Below are 19,389 nucleotides of genomic sequence, written 5' to 3'. Positions count from 1 at the left end.
TCGCCCGGGTCGAGGGATCAGCTGGTCAGCGCACGGATCAGGACTCCGTCAGGGGTGTCGCCGTTCAGCTCCCAGAAGAAGGTGCCACCCAGGCCCTTCTGCCTCGACCAGGCCGCCTTCGTGCGGAGCGTGGCCGGGGTGTCGTAGCTCCACCACTGGTCGCCGCACTTCGCGTAGGCCGTGCCGCCCACCGTGCCCGTGGGCGGGCAGCGCTGCGCGAGCACCTCGTAGTCCTCGATGCCGGGCTCGTAGGTGCCCGGCGCGGCCCCGGAGGCCGAGCCCCCCGGAGCCGCCTGGCTCACCCCGGTCCAGCCGCGACCGTAGAAGCCGACGCCGAGCAGCAGCTTGCTGGCCGGCACCCCGAGCTGGGTGAGCTTGTTGATCGCCTGCTCGCCGTTGAAGCCGGCCACCGGGATGCCCGGGTAGTCCGTCAGCGGCGAGTGCGGGGCGGTCGGGCCCTGCGGTGCAAAGGCGCCGAAGTAGTCGTAGCTCATCACCATGTAGAAGTCGACCGATGACGCAGCCGTCTGGTAGCCGCCCTTCTCGATCTTGCCGCCGGCCGTGCCGTCGGCCGTGATGGCCGAGGTGACGAGCTGGTTGCCGAACCGCTGGCGCAGGGCCCGCATCAGGTTGGGGTACGCCGACGAGCCGCTCGCGTCGCAGGACAGGCCGCACGCGTTGGGATACTCCCAGTCGATGTCGATGCCGTCGAAGACGCCGGCCCAGCGCGGGTCGTTGACCAGCTTGTAGCAGGAGTCGGCGAAGGCGGCCGGGTTCTGCGCGGCCTGGGTGAAGCCACCGGACCAGGTCCAGCCGCCGAACGACCACACGACCTTGAGGTTCGGGTACTTCGCCTTGAGCTTGCGCAGCTGGTTGAAGTTGCCCCGCAGCGCGCCGTTGTCCCAGGTGTCCGCGACGCCGTCGACGCTCTCCGCTGCGGAGTGGAACTTGTCGTACGCCGCGTAGGAGTCACCGACGGTGCACGCGCCGTTCTGCACGTTGCCGAAGGCGTAGACGATGTGCGTCAGTCGTGAGGCCGAGCCGCTCGTGTCGATGTTCTTCACGTCGTAGTTGCGGTCGTACACGCCCCACTCGGTGAAGTAGCCGACCGTCTTCTGGCCCGTGGTCGGGGGGTTGGTCGTCGGCGGGGTCGTGGGCGGAGTCGTGGGCGGGGTGGTGGGCGGCGTGGTGGGCGGGGTGGTCGGGCCGGAGGTGCACGCGCCCTCGTCCACCCACACCCCCCACTCGCCGGTCGTGCCCGGGGTCTCGCCCTGGGTCCACCACTTGGCGCGCCAGGCGTGTCCGGCGTGGGTGACCTTGTCGCCGCCGACGAAGACGGCGCTGGCGGTCCACGTCTTGGCCGGACAGGCGACGGCGGCGCCGGCGGGCTCGATCGCGCCGCGTGGCATCGCGACCAGCGCGACCAGCAGGGCGAGGGTGCCCAGCATCGCGACGACCGCGGCGACGACCGGGTTGGCGAGGGGACGGACGGATCTGAGGGTCGATTCCATGTTGGCCTCCAAGGCCCGAGAGAGAGGATTAGTTAAGCGACCTAACAAACACCATTCCCATCACGCTAGGACCGGGTTCGATCGACTGTCAACGGTCGTGGTGCATCGCGACCGGACCACCGGCTGTCGGGGTACGCAGACCAGCGGACGCGGCGCGGCGGCGCGCGCGAGCGTTGGATAGCCTCACCGCATGGCCAAGAAGTCCCGCACCAAAGCCCGCGACACCGCTCCCGCCGAGGGCGAGGTCGGTCCCCGCCAGCCCTGTCCCTGCGGCTCGGGCAAGCGCTACAAGGCGTGCCACGGCGCCGCCGGCGGTGCTGCCCCCGTGTTCGTCAACCGCCCGTTCGAGGGCCTGCCCGGCGAGTGCGACGTGATCGCGCTGCGCGAGCTCGTCCCCGCGGCGACCGTGCCGCTGACCGTGCCCAGCACCGACCGCGAGGTCCGGCTCTGCACGCTGCTGCCGATGGCGGCGCCGGCGATGGTCCGCGACAGCGGCGCGATCTGGCTCGGGCTGCAGGTCGCCCACCAGTACGGCGACCCGGCACGCGACCTCGGCGCGGTGCTGGAGGCGGCGATCGCGACCACCGAGCCGGGCATCGTGGGGCTCACCTCCCCGCCCGGCGAGGGCAAGCGGCTGCAGGACCTGATCACCGACGACTCGCTCGACATCACCGTCCACGACGGCTTCGGCTACTGGGCCGACGACGTCGAGGTGAAGGACGACGCCATGGCCGCCGCGCTCGAGGAGGCCAACGGCGCCGCCAACCCGACCGTGCGCCTGAGCGGGGTCGAGGCGGCGTACTGGACCAACGTCGGTCCGAAGGAGCACCTGCGCTGGGTGATGCCGCACCAGGAGGACGAGCTGCTCAGCGCGCTCGCCCGACTGCACGCCGCCGGCCAGGACTCGGTGGCCGAGGGGTCGCGCTTCGTGGGCATGTTCCGCGCGCACGGCCTGCTCGCCCCGGTGTGGGACCTGCCGGTCGGGACGGGTGCCGACGTGCTCGAGGGGCCGGCGGCCACCTTCGCCGCCGACCTGACCGAGGCGCTGTCTCAGTCGGGCGACCTGAGTGCCGCCGAGCGGTCCGCGCGGGCCGGTCTGGCGAACCGTCAGGTGACCATTCGCTGAAGAAGCACCCCCCGCGTCTTGTCTCGCAGGTTGCTGGGGAGTAGTTTTCTCTCTGCCCGGCCGTTGTTGTATCCCCCGTCAACATCGGCCGGGCGCTCCAATTTCTGGGGCGAGCGGGCTCAGGCCTCGATGCGCAGCGTCGGCCGGGTCCGCAGCGTCACCGTCGGTGCGCCGTCCAGCCGGGCCGTGACCCGCACCGCGATCCTCGCGCCGACGAACCGGGGCGCGACCTCGAGCCGCGGCCGCGACGGCCGGCGCAGGGGCCGTCCGTCGACGAACCACCGGTAGCTGAACGAGATGTCGGCGGTGTCGGCGCTCCACCTGCCCGTCGTGACCCGCAGCGTGCGACCCACGCGGGGTGCTCCGCGCAGGCGCGGGCGGGTGTCGACCTCCAGATGGACCGGCTCGGCGACCGGGTCGGCAGTCGCGGTGGTGAGGGGGGTGGTGGTCGCGGGAGGCGCCGGCAGCTCCGGGGTGATGGTCGGGAGCACGGTCGGGGTCGTCGTCGGCGCGCTCGTCGTCGGTGTGGCGGTCGGGGTCGGGGTGATGGTCGGGTTCGGGGTGACGGTCGGCGTCGGGGTCACGGTCGGCGTGGGCGTCGGTGTGACGTCCTCGGCGACGGCGCTCGTCTGCGCGCTGTCGACCGCTGTCGGGCGGTGGCCCGGTGCCCGCACCGTCACCCGCACGCTCAGCCGGTCGCCGAGGTCGGCCGTGCGGAGGACGTACGACGCTGAGGTGGCGCCCGGGATCGGCTCGCCCTCGGACAGCCACGCCCAGCGGACGAGGTCTGGCTCCGGCGACCACGTGCCGGTGGTGGCGGTCAGCGTCCGGCCCACGACAGGGTCACCGGTGATGCCCGGTGGGCTGCTGTTGGTCAGGGCCGGCAGCAGGTCGAGATCGGCGTCGATCCCGGTCGCGTCGACACCGACGACGTCGACGACGACCGGCGTGGCGGTGTCCGCGCTGTCGGCGCCGTCCCACCACTGCGGGGCGAAGCGCTGCTGGGGGTCGCGGAACGAGACCCGGTAGGTGCCGGGGGTGGCGACCTCGGCGGCGTACGACCCGTCACCGACCACGTCGAGGCTGGTCCAGCTCACCCACCGGTCGCCGTCCAGGAGGTCGACGTCGACCCGGACGCCGGCCACCGACTCGCCGCCTCCCGTGACGGTCCCGGTGATCCTGGCCTCGCCGAGCATGGCGACGTCGACGGTTTCCCCGCCGCCCCGGGGGATCACGACGTCCGCAGCGTCATCGACGGACAGCGACTCGGGGTAGTAGGTGTTGGTGTGCGTGTTGCCGTAGCTGTCGATGACGAGGAGCCGGTAGGTCCCGAACACGCCGTCGAGCGCGTAGCGACCCTGCGCGTCGGTGTAGGCCCGGATGCTCGTCGGCTGCCAGAAGGCGCCCTGCCTCTCGAACAGCCAGACCTGGGCGTACGGCACGGGGTCGCCGGTGTCGCGGTCGCGCACCGTGCCGTCGAGGCGGCTCGGCTCGGTGAGCTCGGCGTCGATGTCGCGCGTCGGCTCACCGGACACGACGTGCACCGGGGTGGCCGTGGTCCTGGACCCGGCGTCCAGGTAGAACTCGCCCTGCAGCCCAGCCTGGTGGCCGGCGAACTGCACCACGTAGTCGGCGGTGGTGAGGCCGTCGATGACGTAGCGACCGTCCCCGTCGGTCGTGGCCTCGACGATGCGGGTCTCGACCCTGGTGTCGGTCGCGGTCACCTCCAGCCCCGCGACCGGGTCACCGGCGGAGTCGGTGACCCTGCCCTCGATCGTGCCGGCCCGCAGGAGGGCGATGTCCGCGTCGTCGACGACCTCGCCCTCACCCAGGGTGAGGGTGGTCCCGCTCGTGACGAGGTCGGCGGCGGGATGGAACGTCTCCACGTACGGCGCCGAGGGCTCCGCCCCCACCCGGTAGTCGCCGGCGGCCCGGCCGTCGAAGACGTAGCGCCCGCTCGCATCCGTGAAGTCGTTGGCCACCCATCCCCACGTGCTGCCGGACCAGCGGTAGAGCGAGACGTTGACCTCGCCCATCGGCGTACCCGTCCCGGTGACGACTCCCGAGACGGAGCCGTCGGCCGCCAGGGCCGGCGAGGAGGTGAGGGAGACGAGTCCCAGCACGGCGACCAGGAGGATGGTGAGGACCCGACCCCGACGAGAACGCTCCATGACTTCCCCCGAAGCTCAGGTCCCGGACCGGACGGGCGGGATGGTCGGGACAGCGTGCACCACGATCGCTCCCGCGTCCATGCCCTCTCGGGTGGTCGGAGCCTCTTCCCAACTCGCGTGGCCGCGCCTAGCGTGTGCCCGACCCGCGCACCGGAGCGCCCGGACCCAGGAGCAGCATGTCGACGACCCCGTTCCGCACGTTCCTCGCCACCTCCCTCGCGGTCGTCCTGGCCGTCGCCGGGCTCGCCGTCCTGGTGGGGTCGGGGGGCAGCGCCACCGCGTCCTCGGGCAGGGTGAGCACCGCCTGCAAGGCCCAGGCCGAGGAGCTCACCGACGCCGCGCAGGCGGCGCAGGACTCCGGCCGCACGGTCACCCGCCTGAAGAAGGTGCTGAGGAAGGCGAGGAAGGCCGACCGGCCCGCCCAGGTCAGGACCGCCACCAGGAAGCTGCGGAAGGCGAAGAAGGAGCTGCGCCTCCAGCTCGAGTGGTACACCTCCGCGCGGTCCGCCTACGACCAGTGCATGAAGGCCAACCCGACCGCGACGCCGACCACCACCGGCACGCCGAACCCGACCGGCACGCCAACCACGGGCTCGCCCACCCCGACGGGCACGCCGACGACCCCGGTCCCGACCGTCCTCCCGACCGTCCTGCCGACGCCGGTCTGCGTCCCCAACCCGCTGCCGATCCCGCCCTCGCAGATCTGCCTGCCGTTGTAGCGGGTCAGTCGTCCCGCGACTCCTTGACCCGTCGCAGCCGCCACGCCTCGAGGCGGGCGTAGCCCTTGACCGAGACGCGCCGCAGTCGCCGGAAGCGGTAGTCGGGGGTGTCGATCTCCTCCTGCTCGTCGGGTTCGTCCTGATCGCCGGACAGCGCCGCGTAGGCACCGCGGTCGAGCACCACCGTGCCCGGGCGCGCGATGGAGGTGAGCCGCGACGCGACGTTGACCGTCGGCCCGAAGACGTCGCCGAGGCGGGCCACGACGGCGCCGTACGCGATCCCGGCCCGGACGGCCGGGAAGTCGTCGTCCTCGTCGAGACCCCGCTCGGTGAGGTCGAGCGCGATCTCGGCCGCGGCCACCGGGTCGTCGACGGTGAAGAGGATCTCGTCGCCGATCGTCTTGATCACCCGTCCGCCGTGGTCGACGACGGCGATGGTGGCGGCCTGCTCGAAGCGCTCGATCCAGTCGATGAGCTCATCCTGGGCGAGGGACCTGCTCCGGGTGGTGTAGCCGACGATGTCGACGAAGCAGACCGCCGTCGTGTGCTCGTCGGGCGCCGTGCCGGTCGTGAGCAGGCGGTGGGCTGCGCTGGTCAGGTGCCGACGCCAGACGTAGGACTGCAGCGCCTCCACCCGCGGCAGCACGCCGGTCGTCAGCTCGGTGAGGCGCTCGTCCGGGTCCGCGCCCTCGACGGCGAGGCCGGCCAGCAGCGAGACCTGCCACTCCGCCAGCCGTGCGAAGCTGCGCCCCCAGGTGCGGACCAGCGCAGCCTGCGAGTCGGCACCGAGGATGCCCATGCTGACCAGCTCGGCGCTCAGGCGCAGCGCCTCCACGTCGCTCGCGGCGAAGGCCCGCGCGTCGTCGGTGGCGTGGGCGAAGCCGAGGTGGTGCCACAGGTCGCGGGCGAGGTCGAGGGGCACGCCGGCGCGTTCGGCCACCTCGCCCTGGGTGAGGGTGGGCGGACTGCCGAGCAGGAACGCCTCGATCGCCTCGAGCGGGTCGGACTCACTCACGTGGGCTCACTCAGGTGCCGAACCGCTCTCGAGGCGCTCGGCCGCGGCGCGGGTGAGCGCGTCGGCGAAGGCGGGGATGCGAGCCACCAGCTCCTCCAGCTTCGCGCTGGTGAAGTGGATGGCCTCGAGCGGGGTGAGGGCCACGATCGTGGCCGAGCGCAGGGTGTGGTTGACGATCGCGGCCTCGCCGATGATCTGGCCCGGACCGAGCTGGGCGATCTCGGTGCCGTTACGGCGCACGGACACCTCGCCCGCGGTCAGGATGTAGGCCTTGTCGGCGGGGGTCCGCTCGCCGATCGGCGACCAGCCCGCCGGCAGGGTGAGCTGGGTGCCGGCGGCCCGCACCTGCGCAGCCTCGGCCGGGGACAGCGCGTCGAAGATGGAAGACGTCATGACCCGATCAACGCTCCGCAGCCGCTGAGGATATGGGTCAGTCGGTCGTGAGCGGCTGGCGCTCGACCGGGCAGGACATGCACCGTGGTCCGCCGCGACCCGACCCGAGCTCGGAGCCGGCGATGCGGACGACCTCGATGCCGGCGGCCTCGAGGCGGTCGTTGGTCTCGTCGTTGCGCTCGTAGGCGACCGCGACCCGCGGGGCGAGGGCCAGGGTGTTGTTGCCGTCGTCCCACTGCTCGCGCTCCGCGGTGACCGGGTCGAGGCCGGTGTCGATCTGGTGGAGGGTGTCGATCTGCATCGCCTTGGCCGCGGCGACCAGGAAGGGCTCGGCGCCGGCGACGTCGAGGACCAGGTCGGTGTCGGTCTCGCCGCGCTCGCGCACCGTGACCGCGTGGGCCATCAGCGAGTGGGCGACGTTGGGATACATCACGACCTTGTCGACGTCGACCATGGTGCACACGGTGTCGAGGTGCATCGTCGCCCGCTCCTGGGCGATCGGCACCGCGAGGACCGTGTGGGCCAGCTCGGCCTGGAAGACCTGGCGGGCGAGGCGCTCCACGCCGGCGGGAGTCGTGCGCTCGCCGACGCCGACCGCGACGACGCCCGGCGAGAGCAGCAGCACGTCGCCGCCCTCGACGTGCTCGTTGTGCCAGCCGTGGATCTTCTGGGTCTGGCCGGCGAAGCGCGGGTGCTCGGTGTAGATCAGCTCGGTCAGCTGCGTCTCGCGCTTGCGGGCAGGCATGGCCAGGCTGGTGATCGCGACCCGGTCGCGCACCCACACGCTGGAGTCGCGGGTGAACAGCAGGTTGGGCAGCGGGTCGATCAGGAAGTCGTACGGGCTCAGCAGGCTGGTCACGAGCCCGTGGCCGCCGCGGACCTCGTCGTTGCGGATGCCGGCGGTCAGCAGGCCGGTCAGCTCCTCGGGCGAGGCCTCGGCGAGGGCCACCGCGAGATAGGCGCGCAGGGTGTCGCCGAGGTGCAGGCCACTGAGCGCGGAGCTGATCGCGTGCGCCCGCGCCTCCTCGCTGGCGAGGGTCTCGGTCAGCAGGTCGGTGAGGTAGAGCACCTCCACCCCGCGCTGGCGCAGGGTGTCCGCGAAGGCGTCGTGCTCCTCCTGCGCCCGGCTGACCCACGGGATGCCGTCGAAGAGCAGCTTGTCGTTGTTGCGGGGCGTCAGGCGCTTCAGCTCGTTGCCGGGCCGATGCAGCATGACGGTGGTGAGAGTGCCGACTTCGCTGTCCGCGCCATGGTTGTGAGGCATGGGCGTGAGCCTAGACGGGACGGCTTTCGGGGGACAGTTCGCGAGCCGGCCGGCACACGTGTAGGACTTCTGGCCCGTGCTTGCGTCGTCCGTGGCGGTGGCACACCCACATTCGCGGCCGGTGGAAGGTGGCTCACCCAGCGCCGCGCTCGGTCGACACGGTGTCTGCCCGTCGTGCGGTGGCCCACCCACATTCGCGGGCGGTGGAAGGTGGCTCACGCACCGCCGCGCTCGGTCGACACGGTGTCTGCCCGTCGTGCGGTGGCCCACCCACATTCGCGGGCGGCGGAAGGTGGCTCACGCACCGCCCCGAGGGAGGGCTCAGCGCTGCTGAGCCTCCCACTCGGACCGCAGCAGCGCGTACTCGTAGGAGTCGGTCCACCGGCCCTTGGACCAGAAGTCGGCGAGCCGGTGCACCTCGCGGCGCATGCCGAGCCGCTCGGCGAGGGCCGCCGACCGGTCGTTGGCGGCGTCGAGGTTGGCCACCACGCGGCGTACGCCGTAGTGCTCGAAGGCCAGAGCGAGCATCGCCCTGGCGGCCTCGGTCGCCAGCCCCTTGCCCGCGGCCGTCGGGTGCACGGTCCACCCGATCTCGGCCGAGGTGTGGCCCGCGCCCTGGAAGAAGAGGATGACGTCGCCGACGGCCTCGCCCTCGTGCTCGATGACCAGGGCCAGGAAGCGGTGCGGACCCTCCGGCGGCTTGGAGCGGCCGAGGGTCGCGAAGGTGACCTCCGCCGTGTTCTGCGGCGGCTGGAGGAGGAAGCGCGCGAAGTCGGGATCGGCCCACGCGCGCGCCATCGCGGGGGCGTCGTCGAGGGTCGTACGGCGCAGGGTGAGCCGCTCGGTGCGGATCGGCAGGGCGGGCGGCTGCGGGTCGTGGAACTCGGCGCGCACGGCGTCGACCCACAGGTCGCGACTCGTCGGCCCGCCGAAGCGCAGCCGGTCGTAGCCGGTCATCGGGGCGAGGATCTCGTCGAGCCCGGTGACCGCGAGGCCGCCGTCGACGGCCTCCGCGAGCGCGCCCTGGGCGATCTCGTCGCGCGGGTCGGCGCGCAGGGCGTCGACCGCGGACTGCGCCTGCTCGACCATCCGGTTCTTGCGGCGGATGGAGATCGGGTTGAGCTTCGCCAGGCAGACGTACTGCCCGGACAGGAAGGCGGCCCACTCGGACTCGGCGGTCTCCGGGTCGTCGGGCCAGAAGGCGAGGAACCAGTCGTGCAGGTGCTCGACGCCACCGGCGGACTCGATGCTCTCCGACACGTCGGCGACCATCGGTGTGCCGTCGGAGAGCAGGTAGCCCGGCAGCGGCAGCCGGCCGGCCGCGATGTCGGCGAGCTGCTCCGGCGTGGCCGGGGTGAAGTGCTCGCGGGCGTAGGCGTCGTCGGCCTCGGACATCGGGTGCTCCCCGTTGACCTCCCGGAAGCGGTCCTGGACGGTCTGCAGTGCGCTCAGCGCGTCATCTCCCACACGGTCAAACATGCCATGAGCACGCACACCCCTGCACCGAGATAATGCAGCAGGCTGAGCCGGATGCGGGCGATCAGGACCCGGCCGACGATGACCGCGAGGCCGCTGACGGCGAGCAGGGCGCCCCACGCGCCGAGGAAGACGCCGACCGGGTCGTCGTACTTCGCGACCAGCGAGATCGTGAGCAGCTGCGACAGGTCGCCCCACTCGGCGGCGAAGAGCACGAGGAAGCTGGTGAGGATGACCTTGTAGCCCTGCGCCTCACCGGCCTTGGCTGCGTAGTCCTCCTCCTCCTCGCCCTCGGCGGCCTCGTGGGCGCGCGCCTCGCGCAGCAGGATGATCGCGCCGACCAGGAACATCAGGGCCGCCGCGACGTGCACCACCGTCTCGGGCAGGAACGAGGCCGCCTTTCCCAGCCCGACGGCGACCAACGTCTGCACCAGGAAGGCGAGGCCGACGCCGATCCAGACCAGGAGGGGCCGGAACTTCGTCGAGAGGACCAGCGTCGCGATGAAGGTCTTGTCGGGCAGCTCCACCACGAAGATGGCGGCGAAGCTGAGGGCGATGACGACGAGGTCCACCGGACGAGCCTAGGCAGGTCAGCGGCTGCGGAACTCGTCGGCCCGGTAGACGCCGAGCACCTTCACCTCGGTGGTGAAGAAGGCCAGCTCCTCCAATGCGTTCTTGACGCCGGGGTCCTCGGGGTGGCCGTCGACCTCGGCCAGGAACTGGGTCGCGGTGAAGTGGCCGCCGACCATGTAGCTCTCCAGCTTGGTCATGTTCACGCCGTTGGTGGCGAAGCCGCCGAGGGCTTTGTAGAGCGCGGCCGGCAGGTTGCGGACGTTGAAGATGAAGCTCGTGACGACGTGGCCCTCGCCGCGGGGCGCCTGCTCGAAGTCGCGGGAGAGCACGATGAAGCGGGTCGTGTTGTCGTCCTCGTCCTCGACGTCGGAGCGCAGCACCTCGAGCCCGTAGATCTCGGCGGCCAGCGGCGGCGCGATCGCGGCCTGGGTCGGGTCCTGCGCCTCCGCGACCTCGCGGGCCGCGCCGGCCGTGTCACCGGAGACGACCGGGGTCAGCCCGAGCTCGCGGATCACCCCGCGGCACTGGCCGAGGGCGTGCACGTGGCTGTGGACGGTCCGCAGCGTCGACACGTCCGTTCCGGGCGTGGCCATCAGGGCGAACTGGATCCGCAGGAACCGCTCGCCGACGATGTGCAGGTCGCTGGTCGGGAGGAAGTGGTGGATGTCGGCCACCCGGCCGGCGATGGAGTTGTCGATCGGGATCATCGCGAGGTCCGCCTCGCCGTTCTCCACGGCCGCGAACGCGTCCTCGAACGACGCGCAGGCCAGCGCCTCCCAGTCGGGGTAGTGCTGCTGGCACACGAGGTGCGAGTTGGCGCCGGGCTCGCCCTGGTAGGCGATCCGTCGGCGGGACGGGGAGGTGGGCTCACTCACGCCCCGATCTTTCCACGCGTGGCCGTGTCGCGACCGTGGCGTCTCAGGCCCGCACCTAGGCTCGCGGTCGTGATCGTCGTCGCCGCCCTCGCCCTGGTCATCGCCGCGGCCGCGCTCGTCCTGGCGGTCGTCGGGCTGCGGCGTACGGCGCCCGGCAAGCGCCCCACCGCCGACGCGCTGCCCGAGGACGTGCACGGCCTGCGCCAGGAGGTCGCGGCCCTCAAGGCCGAGGCCGTCGATGCGCTGCGGCACCTCTCGGTCGTGCGCTACGACGCGTTCGGCGACGTCGGCGGGCACCTGAGCTGGAGCGTCGCCCTGCTCGACGACGCCGGCCACGGCGTCGTCCTCACCTCGATCCACGGCCGCAGCGAGGCTCGCACCTACGCCAAGTCGATCACCGGGTGGACCTGCGAGCAGCAGCTCTCGCCGGAGGAGGAGGAGGCGATCGCGCACGCGCGACCGTGACTCGTCACGGCACGAGGGTGTAGCCGAGGCCCGGTGAGGTGACGAGGTGGCGCGGCGCCGCCGGGTCGGCCTCGAGCTTGCGTCGCAGCTGGGCGGCGTAGACCCGGAGGTAGTGCCCCTCACGTTCGTAGCCCGGTCCCCACACCTCGCGCAGCACCTGCTCGCGTGTCACCAGCCGGCCGACGTTGCGGGCGAGCAGCTCGAGGAACGCCCACTCGGTGGGGGTCAGCTGCACCTCGGTGCCGTCGCGGGCGACCTGCTTGCGGGCGAGGTCGATCACGAGCGGCCCGGCGACGACGGTGCTCGTGGCGGCACCGTCGCTGGCGGCGGTGGTCTGGCCGCGGCGTACGGCGGAGCGCAGCCGCGCGAGCAGCTCGTCCATCGCGAAGGGCTTGGTCACGTAGTCGTCGGCACCGAGGTCGAGCGCCTCGACCTTGTCCTCGCCGTGCTGGCGCGCCGAGAGCACGACGATGGGCACGCTGGTCCAGCCCCGGATCCCGGCGATCACCTCGGTGCCGTCGAGGTCGGGCAGGCCGAGGTCGAGCAGCACCACGTCGGGGTGCGCGTGCGCGACGGCGTCGAGGGCGGCCCGGCCGTCGGCCGCGGTGACGACGTCCCAGCCGTGGCTGCGCAGGTTGATGGCCAGCGCGCGGGCGAGGGCGGGCTCGTCGTCGACGACGAGGACGCGTGGACCCGGTTCAGCCACGACCGACCTCCTGCTCCAGTGGGTCCGAGGATGCCCGCGGCACCGACACCACCAGTGTCAGCCCGCCGCCGGGTGTGTCCTCCGCCGCCACGCTGGCCCCCATCGACGAGGCGAGCCCGCGCGCCACGGCCAGCCCGAGCCCCAGGCCCCCGGGCGAGGCGTCGCCGAGCCGCTGGAACGGCTCGAACATCCGCCCCCGGGTCGCGCTCGGCACGCCCGGACCGCGGTCGACCACCCGGACCTCGATCGTGTCGGCGTGCAGGTGGACCCCGACGCGCACCGGCCGGTCGGGCGGTGAGTGGCGCACGGCGTTGTCGGCGAGGTTGGCCACCACCCGTTCCAGCAGGCCCGGGTCGGTGCGCACGAACGGTGTTGCCTCGTCGAGGTCGAGCACGAGCCGGTCGGACGGGTGGCCGGCCACGGCGACCGGGAGCACCTCCTCGAGGCTGACGTCGGTGAGCCGTGGCTCGACCAGGCCCGACGAGATGCGCGAGAGGTCGAGCAGGTTGTCGATCAGGTGCACCAGCTGGTCGGTCGCGGAGCGGATCGAGGTGAGCAGGCTGGTGCGGTCGTCCTCGGACAGTGCTTCTCCGGCCACCAGCCCGTCGACGGAGGTGCGCATGGTGGCCAGCGGCGTGCGCAGGTCGTGCGAGACCGCGCGCAGCAGGGCCGTGCTGGTCTCCTCGGCCCGCTCGAGCACGGCCGCCCGCGCCTCGCGGTCGCGCAGGCGGCGATACTCCAGCACCAGTCCCGCCTGGAGGGCGAAGGCCTCGACGACGCGCATGTCGGAGGAGTGCAGGGTGCGACCGTGGAGTCGCAGCACGTGCGTGGCGTCGACGGCGACCGTGGTGGCGTCCGGGCCGTCCGGACTGTCAGCATCGTCGGGGACGTCACCCGCCGCGGACACGAGGTCCCAGCCCGACGGCGTACGCCGCAGCAGGGCCACCGCGGTCAGGCCGAACGCCTCCCGGAGCCGGTCGACCACGGCCTGCGCGGTGTCGCTGCCGGTGAGCACGGACTGGGCGAGGCCCGAGAGGGTCGTGGCCTCGGCGCGTGCGCGACCGGCCTCGGAGGCCCGCCGGGCGGCGATGTCGACCACGGACGCGACGCCGGTCGCGACCGCGAGGAAGACCGCGAGCGCGACGACGTTGGTCGGCTCGGAGATGGTGAAGCGCCCCACCGGGGTGGTGAAGAACCAGTTGAGCAGGCCGAAGCCGACCACCGCCGCGACCAGGGCGGGGACCAGGCCGCCGACCAGCGCGACCAGGACCGTCGCGGCCAGGAAGGCCAGCACCTCGAGCGGGAAGTCGTCGGGGGAGTGCCCGCCGTGGAAGAGCCACGTCAGCAGCACGGGCAGCAGCAGCGCGAGCACCCAGCCGGTCCGGGTCCGGGTCGCGCCCAGCGTCGAGCGCGGCACCCGCAGCCCGCCCGCTCCTCCGGCCTGCTCGTGGGTGACGAGGTGGACGTCGATGGCGCCCGAGAGCCGGGCGAGGTCGCTGGCCGTGGTCTGGCGGAAGACCCGCCACCAGCGGGGGTGGCTGGAGACGCCCACCACGACGAGGGTGGCGTTGACGCCGCGGGCGAACTCGATCACCGACGTCGGCACGTCCTCCCCGACAACGGTGTGGAACGTGCCGCCGAGGTCGTCGACGAGCCGTTTGAGCCCGGCCAGGTCGGCGGCCGGTCCGGTCAGTCCGTCGCCGCGCACGACGTGCACCGCGACCAGCTCGCCGCCGGCTCCGCGCTGGGCGATCCGCCCCGCCCGGCGCAGCAGGGTCTCGCTCTCCGGACCTCCGGTGACGGCCACCACGACCCGCTCGCGGGTTGGCCACGTCTGGTCGATGCCCTGGGTGCGGCGGTAGTCGTCGAGCGCGGTGTCGACCCGGTCTGCCAGCCACAGGAGCGCGAGCTCGCGCAGCGCGATCAGGTTGCCCGGCCGGAAGAACGACGCGAGCGAGGCGTCGATCTGCTCGGCACGGTAGACGTTGCCGTGCGCGAGCCGACGGCGCAGCCCCTCGGGGCTCATGTCGACGAGCTGCACCTGGTCGGCGGCGCGCACCACCGCGTCCGGCACGGTCTCCCGCTGCTGCACCCCGGTGATGTCCTGCACGACCTCGTTGAGCGACTCGAGGTGCTGGATGTTGAGGGTGGTGACGACGTCGATGCCGGCGTTGCGCAGCACGTCGACGTCCTCGTGGCGCTTGGCCCGCAGGCTGCCCGGCACGTTGGTGTGGGCCAGCTCGTCGACCAGCACGACCGCCGGTCGGCGGGCGAGGATCGCGTCGGTGTCCATCTCGCCGAACTCCGCGCCGCGGTGTCCGACCACGCGCCGTGGCACCACCTCCAGCCCCTCCAGGAGGGCGGCGGTGCGCGGTCGGTCGTGGGTCTCGACGATCCCCACCACGACGTCGGCGCCGCGCGAGACCCGACGGTGCGCCTCGTCGAGCATCGCGAACGTCTTGCCGACTCCCGGCGCCATGCCGAGGAAGACGGTCAGCCGGCCGCGGTCCATGCCGCTCAGTCTTCCAGCCCCGGCCCCGCCAGGTCGGCCAGCGCCAGGTTGAGACCGAGCACGTCGACGCGCGGCGCCCCGAGCACACCGAACGTGCGGCCCTGCGTGTGGTCGGCCACCAGGCGGCGTACGACCTCCTCGTCCAGCCCGCGCTCCCGCGCCACGCGAGCGACCTGGATCGCGGCCCAGGCCGGCGAGATGTGGGGGTCGAGCCCGGAGGCGGAGGCGGTCACCGCGTCGGGGGGTACGGCGCTGGGCGCGACGCCCTCCTCGGTCGCGGCGGCCGCCCGGCGCTCCTCGACCGTGGCGAGCAGGTCGGGGCTGGTCGGCCCGAGGTTGGAGCCGGCGGTGGCGAGCGGGTCGTAGCCGTCGCCGGCCGCCGACGGACGCGAGTGGAACCACTCGGCACCCGCGAAGTCCTGCCCGACCAGGGCGCTGCCGACCGCGTCGTCGTACGACGTGGTGTGCGCGCCGGCCTCCGTGACCAGCGAGCCGGACGCCCGCCAGTCGAGCGTGACCTGGGCGAGCCCGGTGACCGCGAGCGGGTAGGCGACGCCCAGCAGGACGGTGAGGAGCAGCAGGACGCGCAGTCCGGCGAGGGTGTGGCGGATCAGGTGCATGACGAGCCTCTCTAGAGTCCGGGGATCAGGGACACGACGAGGTCGATGGCCTTGATGCCGACGAACGGCACCACCAGCCCGCCGACGCCGTAGACCAGGACGTTGTGGCGCAGCAGCACCTCGGCGCGGGCCGGTCGGTAGCGCACGCCGCGCAGGGCGAGCGGCACCAGCGCGACGATGACGAGCGCGTTGAACACCACCGCGGAGGTGATCGCCGACTCGGGCGAGGACAGCCGCATCACGTTGAGCACGTCGAGCTGGGGGACGGCGACGGCGAACATCGCGGGCAGGATCGCGAAGTACTTCGCGACGTCGTTGGCCACCGAGAAGGTCGTCAGCGCGCCCCGCGTGATGAGCAGCTGCTTGCCGATCTCCACGACCTCGATCAGCTTGGTGGGGTCGGAGTCGAGGTCGACCATGTTGCCGGCCTCCTTGGCGGCCGACGTGCCGGTGTTCATCGCGACGCCCACGTCGGCCTGGGCCAGCGCGGGGGCGTCGTTGGTGCCGTCGCCGCACATCGCGACGAGCCGACCGCCCTCCTGCTCCTGTCGGATCAACGCCAGCTTGTCCTCGGGCGTCGCCTCGGCCAGGAAGTCGTCGACCCCGGCCTCCTCGGCGATCGCCCGGGCCGTGAGGGCGTTGTCGCCGGTGATCATCACCGTGCGGATGCCCATCGCGCGCAGCTCGTCGAAGCGCTCGCGCATCCCCTCCTTGACCACGTCCTTGAGGCGGACCACGCCGAGGAGCCGCGCGGGCCGGTCGCCGACCTTCTCGGCCACCACGAGCGGGGTGCCGCCCGCGGCGCTGATCTCGGTGACGGCGGCGTCGACCTCGGGGCTCGGGCGCCCGCCGGTGCTGTGCACCCAGGCGGCGACGGCGCTGGCGGCTCCCTTGCGGACGCGGTGCACCCGTCCGTCGACCTCGTGGTCGAGCCCGGACATGCGGGTGCGGGCGCTGAACTCGACCAGCTCGACGCCGGCCGGCAGCGCCTGGTCACCGCCGCCGACCAGGTCCACGATGCTGCGGCCCTCGGGCGTCTCGTCGGCCAGCGAGGACTGGCAGGCGGCGCGGGCCAGGTCGTCGGGCTCGACGCCGGGCGCCGGCACCAGGGCCGTGGCGCGCCGGTTGCCGTACGTGATGGTGCCGGTCTTGTCGAGGAGCAGCACGTCCACGTCGCCCGCCGCTTCGACGGCGCGACCCGACATGGCGAGCACGTTGCGGCGCACGAGCCGGTCCATGCCGGCGATACCGATGGCCGAGAGCAGGGCGCCGATGGTCGTGGGCACCAGGCAGACGAGCAGCGCGACGAGGACGACGACGGGCGGCCGGGCGTCGGCGTAGCCCGCGATGGGCCACAGCGTGGCGACGACCAGCACGAAGACGGCGGTCAGTGCGAGCAGCAGCACGTTGAGCGCGAGCTCGTTGGGGGTGCGCTGGCGCTCCGAACCCTCGACCAGCGCGATCATCCGGTCCACGAAGGACTGGCCGGGGTCCCGGCTGACCCGTACGACGATCTCGTCGGAGAGCACGACCGTCCCGCCGGTCACGGCGCAGCGGTCACCCCCGGACTCGCGGATCACCGGCGCGGACTCGCCGGTCACGGCCGACTCGTCGACCGAGGCGACACCCTCGACCACGTCGCCGTCGGCCGGGATGCGCTCGCCCGGTCCGACCACGACGACGTCGCCGACGCGCAGGCTGGTGCTCGGCACCTCGTCGGTGGGGCGTACGGCGAGGGGGCCGGTGTGGGCCAGCTCGTCGGCCGACCCGCGGACCCGGCGCGCGGTGGTGCTCGTCTGCAGGTCGCGCAGCGAGGCGGCCTGCGCCTTGCCGCGGCCCTCGGCGACCGCCTCGGCGAGCGTGCCGAACCAGACGGTCAGCCACAGCCACACCGACACGAGCACCGCGAGGGTCGAGGGGTCGAGCAGGGCGGCGACGGTCGTGACCACCGCCCCCACCTCGACGAGCAGCATGATCGGGTTGTCGAGCAGCCGGTCGGGGCGCATCTTCGTGACGGCCGTCGGCGCGGCCCCGCGCAGCAGCGTCGGAAGGCCGGGGGTGACGGGGGCGTGAGTGGTCACAGCAGGGACTCCGCGATCGGGGCGAGCGCCAGCACGGGCACGTAGGTCAGGCCCACGATGACCAGGGCGACGCCGGTGAGAAGGACGATGAACAGCGGCCGGTGGGTCGGCAGGGTGCCGGCGCCGGCGGGCGTGACGCGCTGGGCGGCGAGGCGGCCGGCGAGCGCCAGGACCAGCACGATGGGCAGGAACCGGCCGACGAGCATGCACAGGCCCAGCAGTACGTCGTAGAACGTCGTGCCGGTCGTGAGCCCGCCGAAGGCGCTGCCGTTGTTGTTGGCGGCCGACGTGACGGCGTACAGGACCTCGCTCAGGCCGTGCGGACCCGATTCCTGGATGCCGGCCCGCCCGCTGCCGGTGCCGATGGCGACGGCGGTGCCGACGAGGACGAGCGCGGGCGTGGCCAGGACGTAGGCCGCGACCAACGACATCTCGCGGTGCCCGATCTTCTTGCCGATCAGCTCGGGGGTGCGCCCGACCATCAGGCCGGCGAGGAAGACGGTGATGATCGCCAGCAGGACCATGCCGTAGAGGCCCGAGCCGACCCCGCCGGGAGCGACCTCGCCCAGCATCATCATGAACAGCGTGACGAGGCCGCCGGGGGCGGTCAGCGAGTCGTGCATCGCGTTGACCGCGCCGGTCGAGGTGCCCGTGGTGACGGCGGCGAAGAGGGCCGAGGCCGCCTCCCCGAAGCGCACCTCCTTGCCCTCCATCGCGCCGCCGGCGGCACTGGGCACCAGGCCCGGGCCGGCCATCTCGGACCACGTCAGCAGGGCGGTGCCGACGCCGAGCAGCATCGTCATCACGGTGACGACCGCGCGGCCCTGGCGTCGGTCGCCGACGAGGGATCCGAAGGCCCAGGCGAGGGAGAACGGGACGAGCAGGATGAGGTAGACCTGCAGCAGGTTGGTGAGCGGCGTGGGGTTCTCGAACGGGTGGGCCGAGTTGGCGTTGTAGAAGCCGCCGCCGTTGGTGCCGAGCTCCTTGATCGCCTCTTGGCTCGCGACCGGACCACCGGTGAGGTGCTGGGTGTCGCCGGCCAGCGTCGTGATCGCGTGCGGTGCGTCGAGGTTCTGCACGACGCCCGCCAGCACCAGCAGCAGGGCACCGACGACGGAGATCGGGAGCAGCACGCGCACGACCCCACGCACCAGGTCGGCCCAGAAGTTCCCGACGCGACCTCCGGCGCTCGCCCGGCTGAAGCCGCGGGCCAGCGCGACCGCGACGGCCATGCCGGTCGCGGCGGAGACGAAGTTCTGCACCGTCAGGCCGGTCATCTGCGCGAGGTGGCCGAGGGCGGCTTCGCCGGAGTACCACTGCCAGTTGGTGTTGGTGACGAAGGAGATCGCCGTGTTGAACGCGCCCTCGGCCGGCATCGCGGTCATCCCCAGCGACAGCGGCAGCCACTGCTGGGTGCGGAGCAGGACGTAGAGCAGGACGATGCCCGCCAGTGAGAAGCCGAGCACCGACCACGCGTACGTGCGCCAGTGCTGGTCCGCGTCGGGGTCGACGCGGCACGCGCGGTAGAGCGCCCGCTCCACACGCAGGTGGCGCGGGCTGGAGTAGGTGTGGACGAGGTGGCGCGCGAGCAGGGGCACGGTCAGGACGAGGGCGGCGACGAGCGCCGCGACCTGCCCGAGGGCGGCCGCGGTGGCGCTCACCGGTCGAGCCTGCGGGCGAGCTCGGCGAGGGCGGCCATGACGAGCACGGCCGTCGCGAGGAGGAGGACGTCGGACATGTCCCGAGCCTCGACCCGCCGGCCGGGTCACCCGGGCGTTCTTGACGCTTCCTTGACGGTGGCGGGCGGCGTACTGACGCAGGCCTGACGGGTCGAGTGCGCTCCCTGTAGTGAATGCCGGAGGGCTGCGCACTCGACCCGGTC

16 protein-coding genes are annotated in these 19,389 nt (G+C 72.8%); 3 read left to right on the top strand and 13 right to left on the bottom strand.

Annotated elements, in window-relative coordinates:
• Positions 1–17 precede the first annotated feature (17 nt).
• Positions 18–1,511 carry a glycosyl hydrolase family 18 protein gene (locus C7S10_RS04655; RefSeq protein ID WP_207769223.1) on the bottom strand — a complete coding sequence of 498 codons (1,494 nt, stop codon included), beginning with the start codon at positions 1,509–1,511 and terminating at the stop codon, positions 18–20.
• Between the two features lie 190 nt (positions 1,512–1,701).
• On the opposite strand from C7S10_RS04655, the gene C7S10_RS04650 reads away from it, so the two are divergent.
• Positions 1,702–2,637, top strand: coding sequence for a DUF5926 family protein (locus C7S10_RS04650; protein ID WP_108343163.1), 936 nt, complete (start codon positions 1,702–1,704; stop codon positions 2,635–2,637).
• 119 nt (positions 2,638–2,756) lie between these two features.
• Here the strand turns inward: C7S10_RS04650 and C7S10_RS04645 are convergent, their stop codons facing one another.
• Positions 2,757–4,808 (bottom strand): carboxypeptidase regulatory-like domain-containing protein, encoded by a 2,052-nt coding sequence (locus C7S10_RS04645; RefSeq protein WP_108343162.1) that lies wholly within the window; start codon positions 4,806–4,808, stop codon positions 2,757–2,759.
• A gap of 176 nt (positions 4,809–4,984) precedes the next feature.
• Here C7S10_RS04645 and C7S10_RS04640 point away from each other — a divergent pair, with 176 nt between their 5' ends.
• Positions 4,985–5,527 (top strand): hypothetical protein, encoded by a 543-nt coding sequence (locus C7S10_RS04640; protein WP_108343161.1) that lies wholly within the window; start codon positions 4,985–4,987, stop codon positions 5,525–5,527.
• Between the two features lie 4 nt (positions 5,528–5,531).
• Here C7S10_RS04640 and C7S10_RS04635 read toward each other — a convergent pair whose 3' ends face one another.
• From C7S10_RS04635 to C7S10_RS04610, 6 genes are all read right to left on the bottom strand, one after another.
• Complete coding sequence (locus tag C7S10_RS04635) at positions 5,532–6,542, bottom strand: adenylate/guanylate cyclase domain-containing protein (RefSeq protein ID WP_243395199.1); 1,011 nt, start codon at positions 6,540–6,542, stop codon at positions 5,532–5,534.
• Between the two features lie 6 nt (positions 6,543–6,548).
• Positions 6,549–6,935 (bottom strand): Crp/Fnr family transcriptional regulator, encoded by a 387-nt coding sequence (locus tag C7S10_RS04630; protein WP_108343160.1) that lies wholly within the window; start codon positions 6,933–6,935, stop codon positions 6,549–6,551.
• A 37-nt stretch (positions 6,936–6,972) separates the two neighbouring features.
• Positions 6,973–8,199: an arginine deiminase gene (locus C7S10_RS04625; RefSeq protein ID WP_108343159.1), complete on the bottom strand. Its 1,227-nt coding sequence runs from the start codon at positions 8,197–8,199 to the stop codon at positions 6,973–6,975.
• A gap of 321 nt (positions 8,200–8,520) precedes the next feature.
• Positions 8,521–9,678: a GNAT family N-acetyltransferase gene (locus C7S10_RS22125; RefSeq protein WP_165807043.1), complete on the bottom strand. Its 1,158-nt coding sequence runs from the start codon at positions 9,676–9,678 to the stop codon at positions 8,521–8,523.
• Positions 9,648–10,247, bottom strand: a complete 600-nt coding sequence (locus tag C7S10_RS04615) for a TMEM165/GDT1 family protein (RefSeq protein WP_108343158.1) — start codon at positions 10,245–10,247, stop codon at positions 9,648–9,650. The genes C7S10_RS22125 and C7S10_RS04615 overlap by 31 nt, the downstream gene beginning before the upstream one ends.
• 18 nt (positions 10,248–10,265) lie before the next feature.
• A complete protein-coding gene (locus C7S10_RS04610) occupies positions 10,266–11,123 on the bottom strand; it encodes a prephenate dehydratase (protein ID WP_108343157.1) in 858 nt (285 codons plus the stop codon).
• Between the two features lie 69 nt (positions 11,124–11,192).
• On the opposite strand from C7S10_RS04610, the gene C7S10_RS04605 reads away from it, so the two are divergent.
• Positions 11,193–11,588, top strand: a complete 396-nt coding sequence (locus C7S10_RS04605) for a DUF4446 family protein (RefSeq protein WP_108343156.1) — start codon at positions 11,193–11,195, stop codon at positions 11,586–11,588.
• A 4-nt stretch (positions 11,589–11,592) separates the two neighbouring features.
• Here C7S10_RS04605 and C7S10_RS04600 read toward each other — a convergent pair whose 3' ends face one another.
• From C7S10_RS04600 to kdpA, 5 genes are read right to left on the bottom strand one after another with little or no spacing between them, the layout of a single operon-like run.
• Positions 11,593–12,294, bottom strand: coding sequence for a response regulator (locus tag C7S10_RS04600; RefSeq protein ID WP_108343155.1), 702 nt, complete (start codon positions 12,292–12,294; stop codon positions 11,593–11,595).
• Positions 12,287–14,806, bottom strand: coding sequence for a DUF4118 domain-containing protein (locus tag C7S10_RS04595; protein WP_108343154.1), 2,520 nt, complete (start codon positions 14,804–14,806; stop codon positions 12,287–12,289). The genes C7S10_RS04600 and C7S10_RS04595 overlap by 8 nt, the downstream gene beginning before the upstream one ends.
• 5 nt (positions 14,807–14,811) lie before the next feature.
• The gene (kdpC, locus tag C7S10_RS04590; RefSeq protein WP_108343153.1) at positions 14,812–15,426 is read right to left on the bottom strand and encodes a potassium-transporting ATPase subunit KdpC; all 615 of its coding nucleotides are present in this window, start codon (positions 15,424–15,426) and stop codon (positions 14,812–14,814) included.
• A gap of 11 nt (positions 15,427–15,437) precedes the next feature.
• Positions 15,438–17,507, bottom strand: a complete 2,070-nt coding sequence (gene kdpB / locus C7S10_RS04585) for a potassium-transporting ATPase subunit KdpB (RefSeq protein WP_243395198.1) — start codon at positions 17,505–17,507, stop codon at positions 15,438–15,440.
• On the bottom strand, positions 17,504–19,168 hold the full coding sequence (kdpA, locus tag C7S10_RS04580) for a potassium-transporting ATPase subunit KdpA (RefSeq protein ID WP_108343152.1): 1,665 nt from the start codon (positions 19,166–19,168) through the stop codon (positions 17,504–17,506). Before kdpA ends, kdpB begins: the two co-directional genes overlap by 4 nt.
• Between the last annotated feature and the right edge of the window lie 221 nt (positions 19,169–19,389).

The sequence above is a fragment of the Nocardioides currus genome, from assembly GCF_003057875.1.
Taxonomy (GTDB): domain Bacteria; phylum Actinomycetota; class Actinomycetes; order Propionibacteriales; family Nocardioidaceae; genus Nocardioides; species Nocardioides currus.
The sequence above is the reverse complement of the archived record's forward strand: the minus strand, read 5'-3'. Positions and strand labels throughout refer to the sequence as shown.

What these genes read in the sequence shown, in the direction of transcription:
- C7S10_RS04655 (WP_207769223.1), bottom strand. Translation starts at nt 1,511, where the DNA reads ATGGAATCGACCCTCAGATCCGTCCGTCCCCTCGCCAACCCGGTCGTC.
- C7S10_RS04650 (WP_108343163.1), top strand. Translation starts at nt 1,702, where the DNA reads ATGGCCAAGAAGTCCCGCACCAAAGCCCGCGACACCGCTCCCGCCGAG.
- C7S10_RS04645 (WP_108343162.1), bottom strand. Translation starts at nt 4,808, where the DNA reads ATGGAGCGTTCTCGTCGGGGTCGGGTCCTCACCATCCTCCTGGTCGCC.
- C7S10_RS04640 (WP_108343161.1), top strand. Translation starts at nt 4,985, where the DNA reads ATGTCGACGACCCCGTTCCGCACGTTCCTCGCCACCTCCCTCGCGGTC.
- C7S10_RS04630 (WP_108343160.1), bottom strand. Translation starts at nt 6,935, where the DNA reads ATGACGTCTTCCATCTTCGACGCGCTGTCCCCGGCCGAGGCTGCGCAG.
- C7S10_RS04625 (WP_108343159.1), bottom strand. Translation starts at nt 8,199, where the DNA reads ATGCCTCACAACCATGGCGCGGACAGCGAAGTCGGCACTCTCACCACC.
- C7S10_RS22125 (WP_165807043.1), bottom strand. Translation starts at nt 9,678, where the DNA reads ATGTTTGACCGTGTGGGAGATGACGCGCTGAGCGCACTGCAGACCGTC.
- C7S10_RS04595 (WP_108343154.1), bottom strand. Translation starts at nt 14,806, where the DNA reads ATGGACCGCGGCCGGCTGACCGTCTTCCTCGGCATGGCGCCGGGAGTC.
- kdpC (WP_108343153.1), bottom strand. Translation starts at nt 15,426, where the DNA reads ATGCACCTGATCCGCCACACCCTCGCCGGACTGCGCGTCCTGCTGCTC.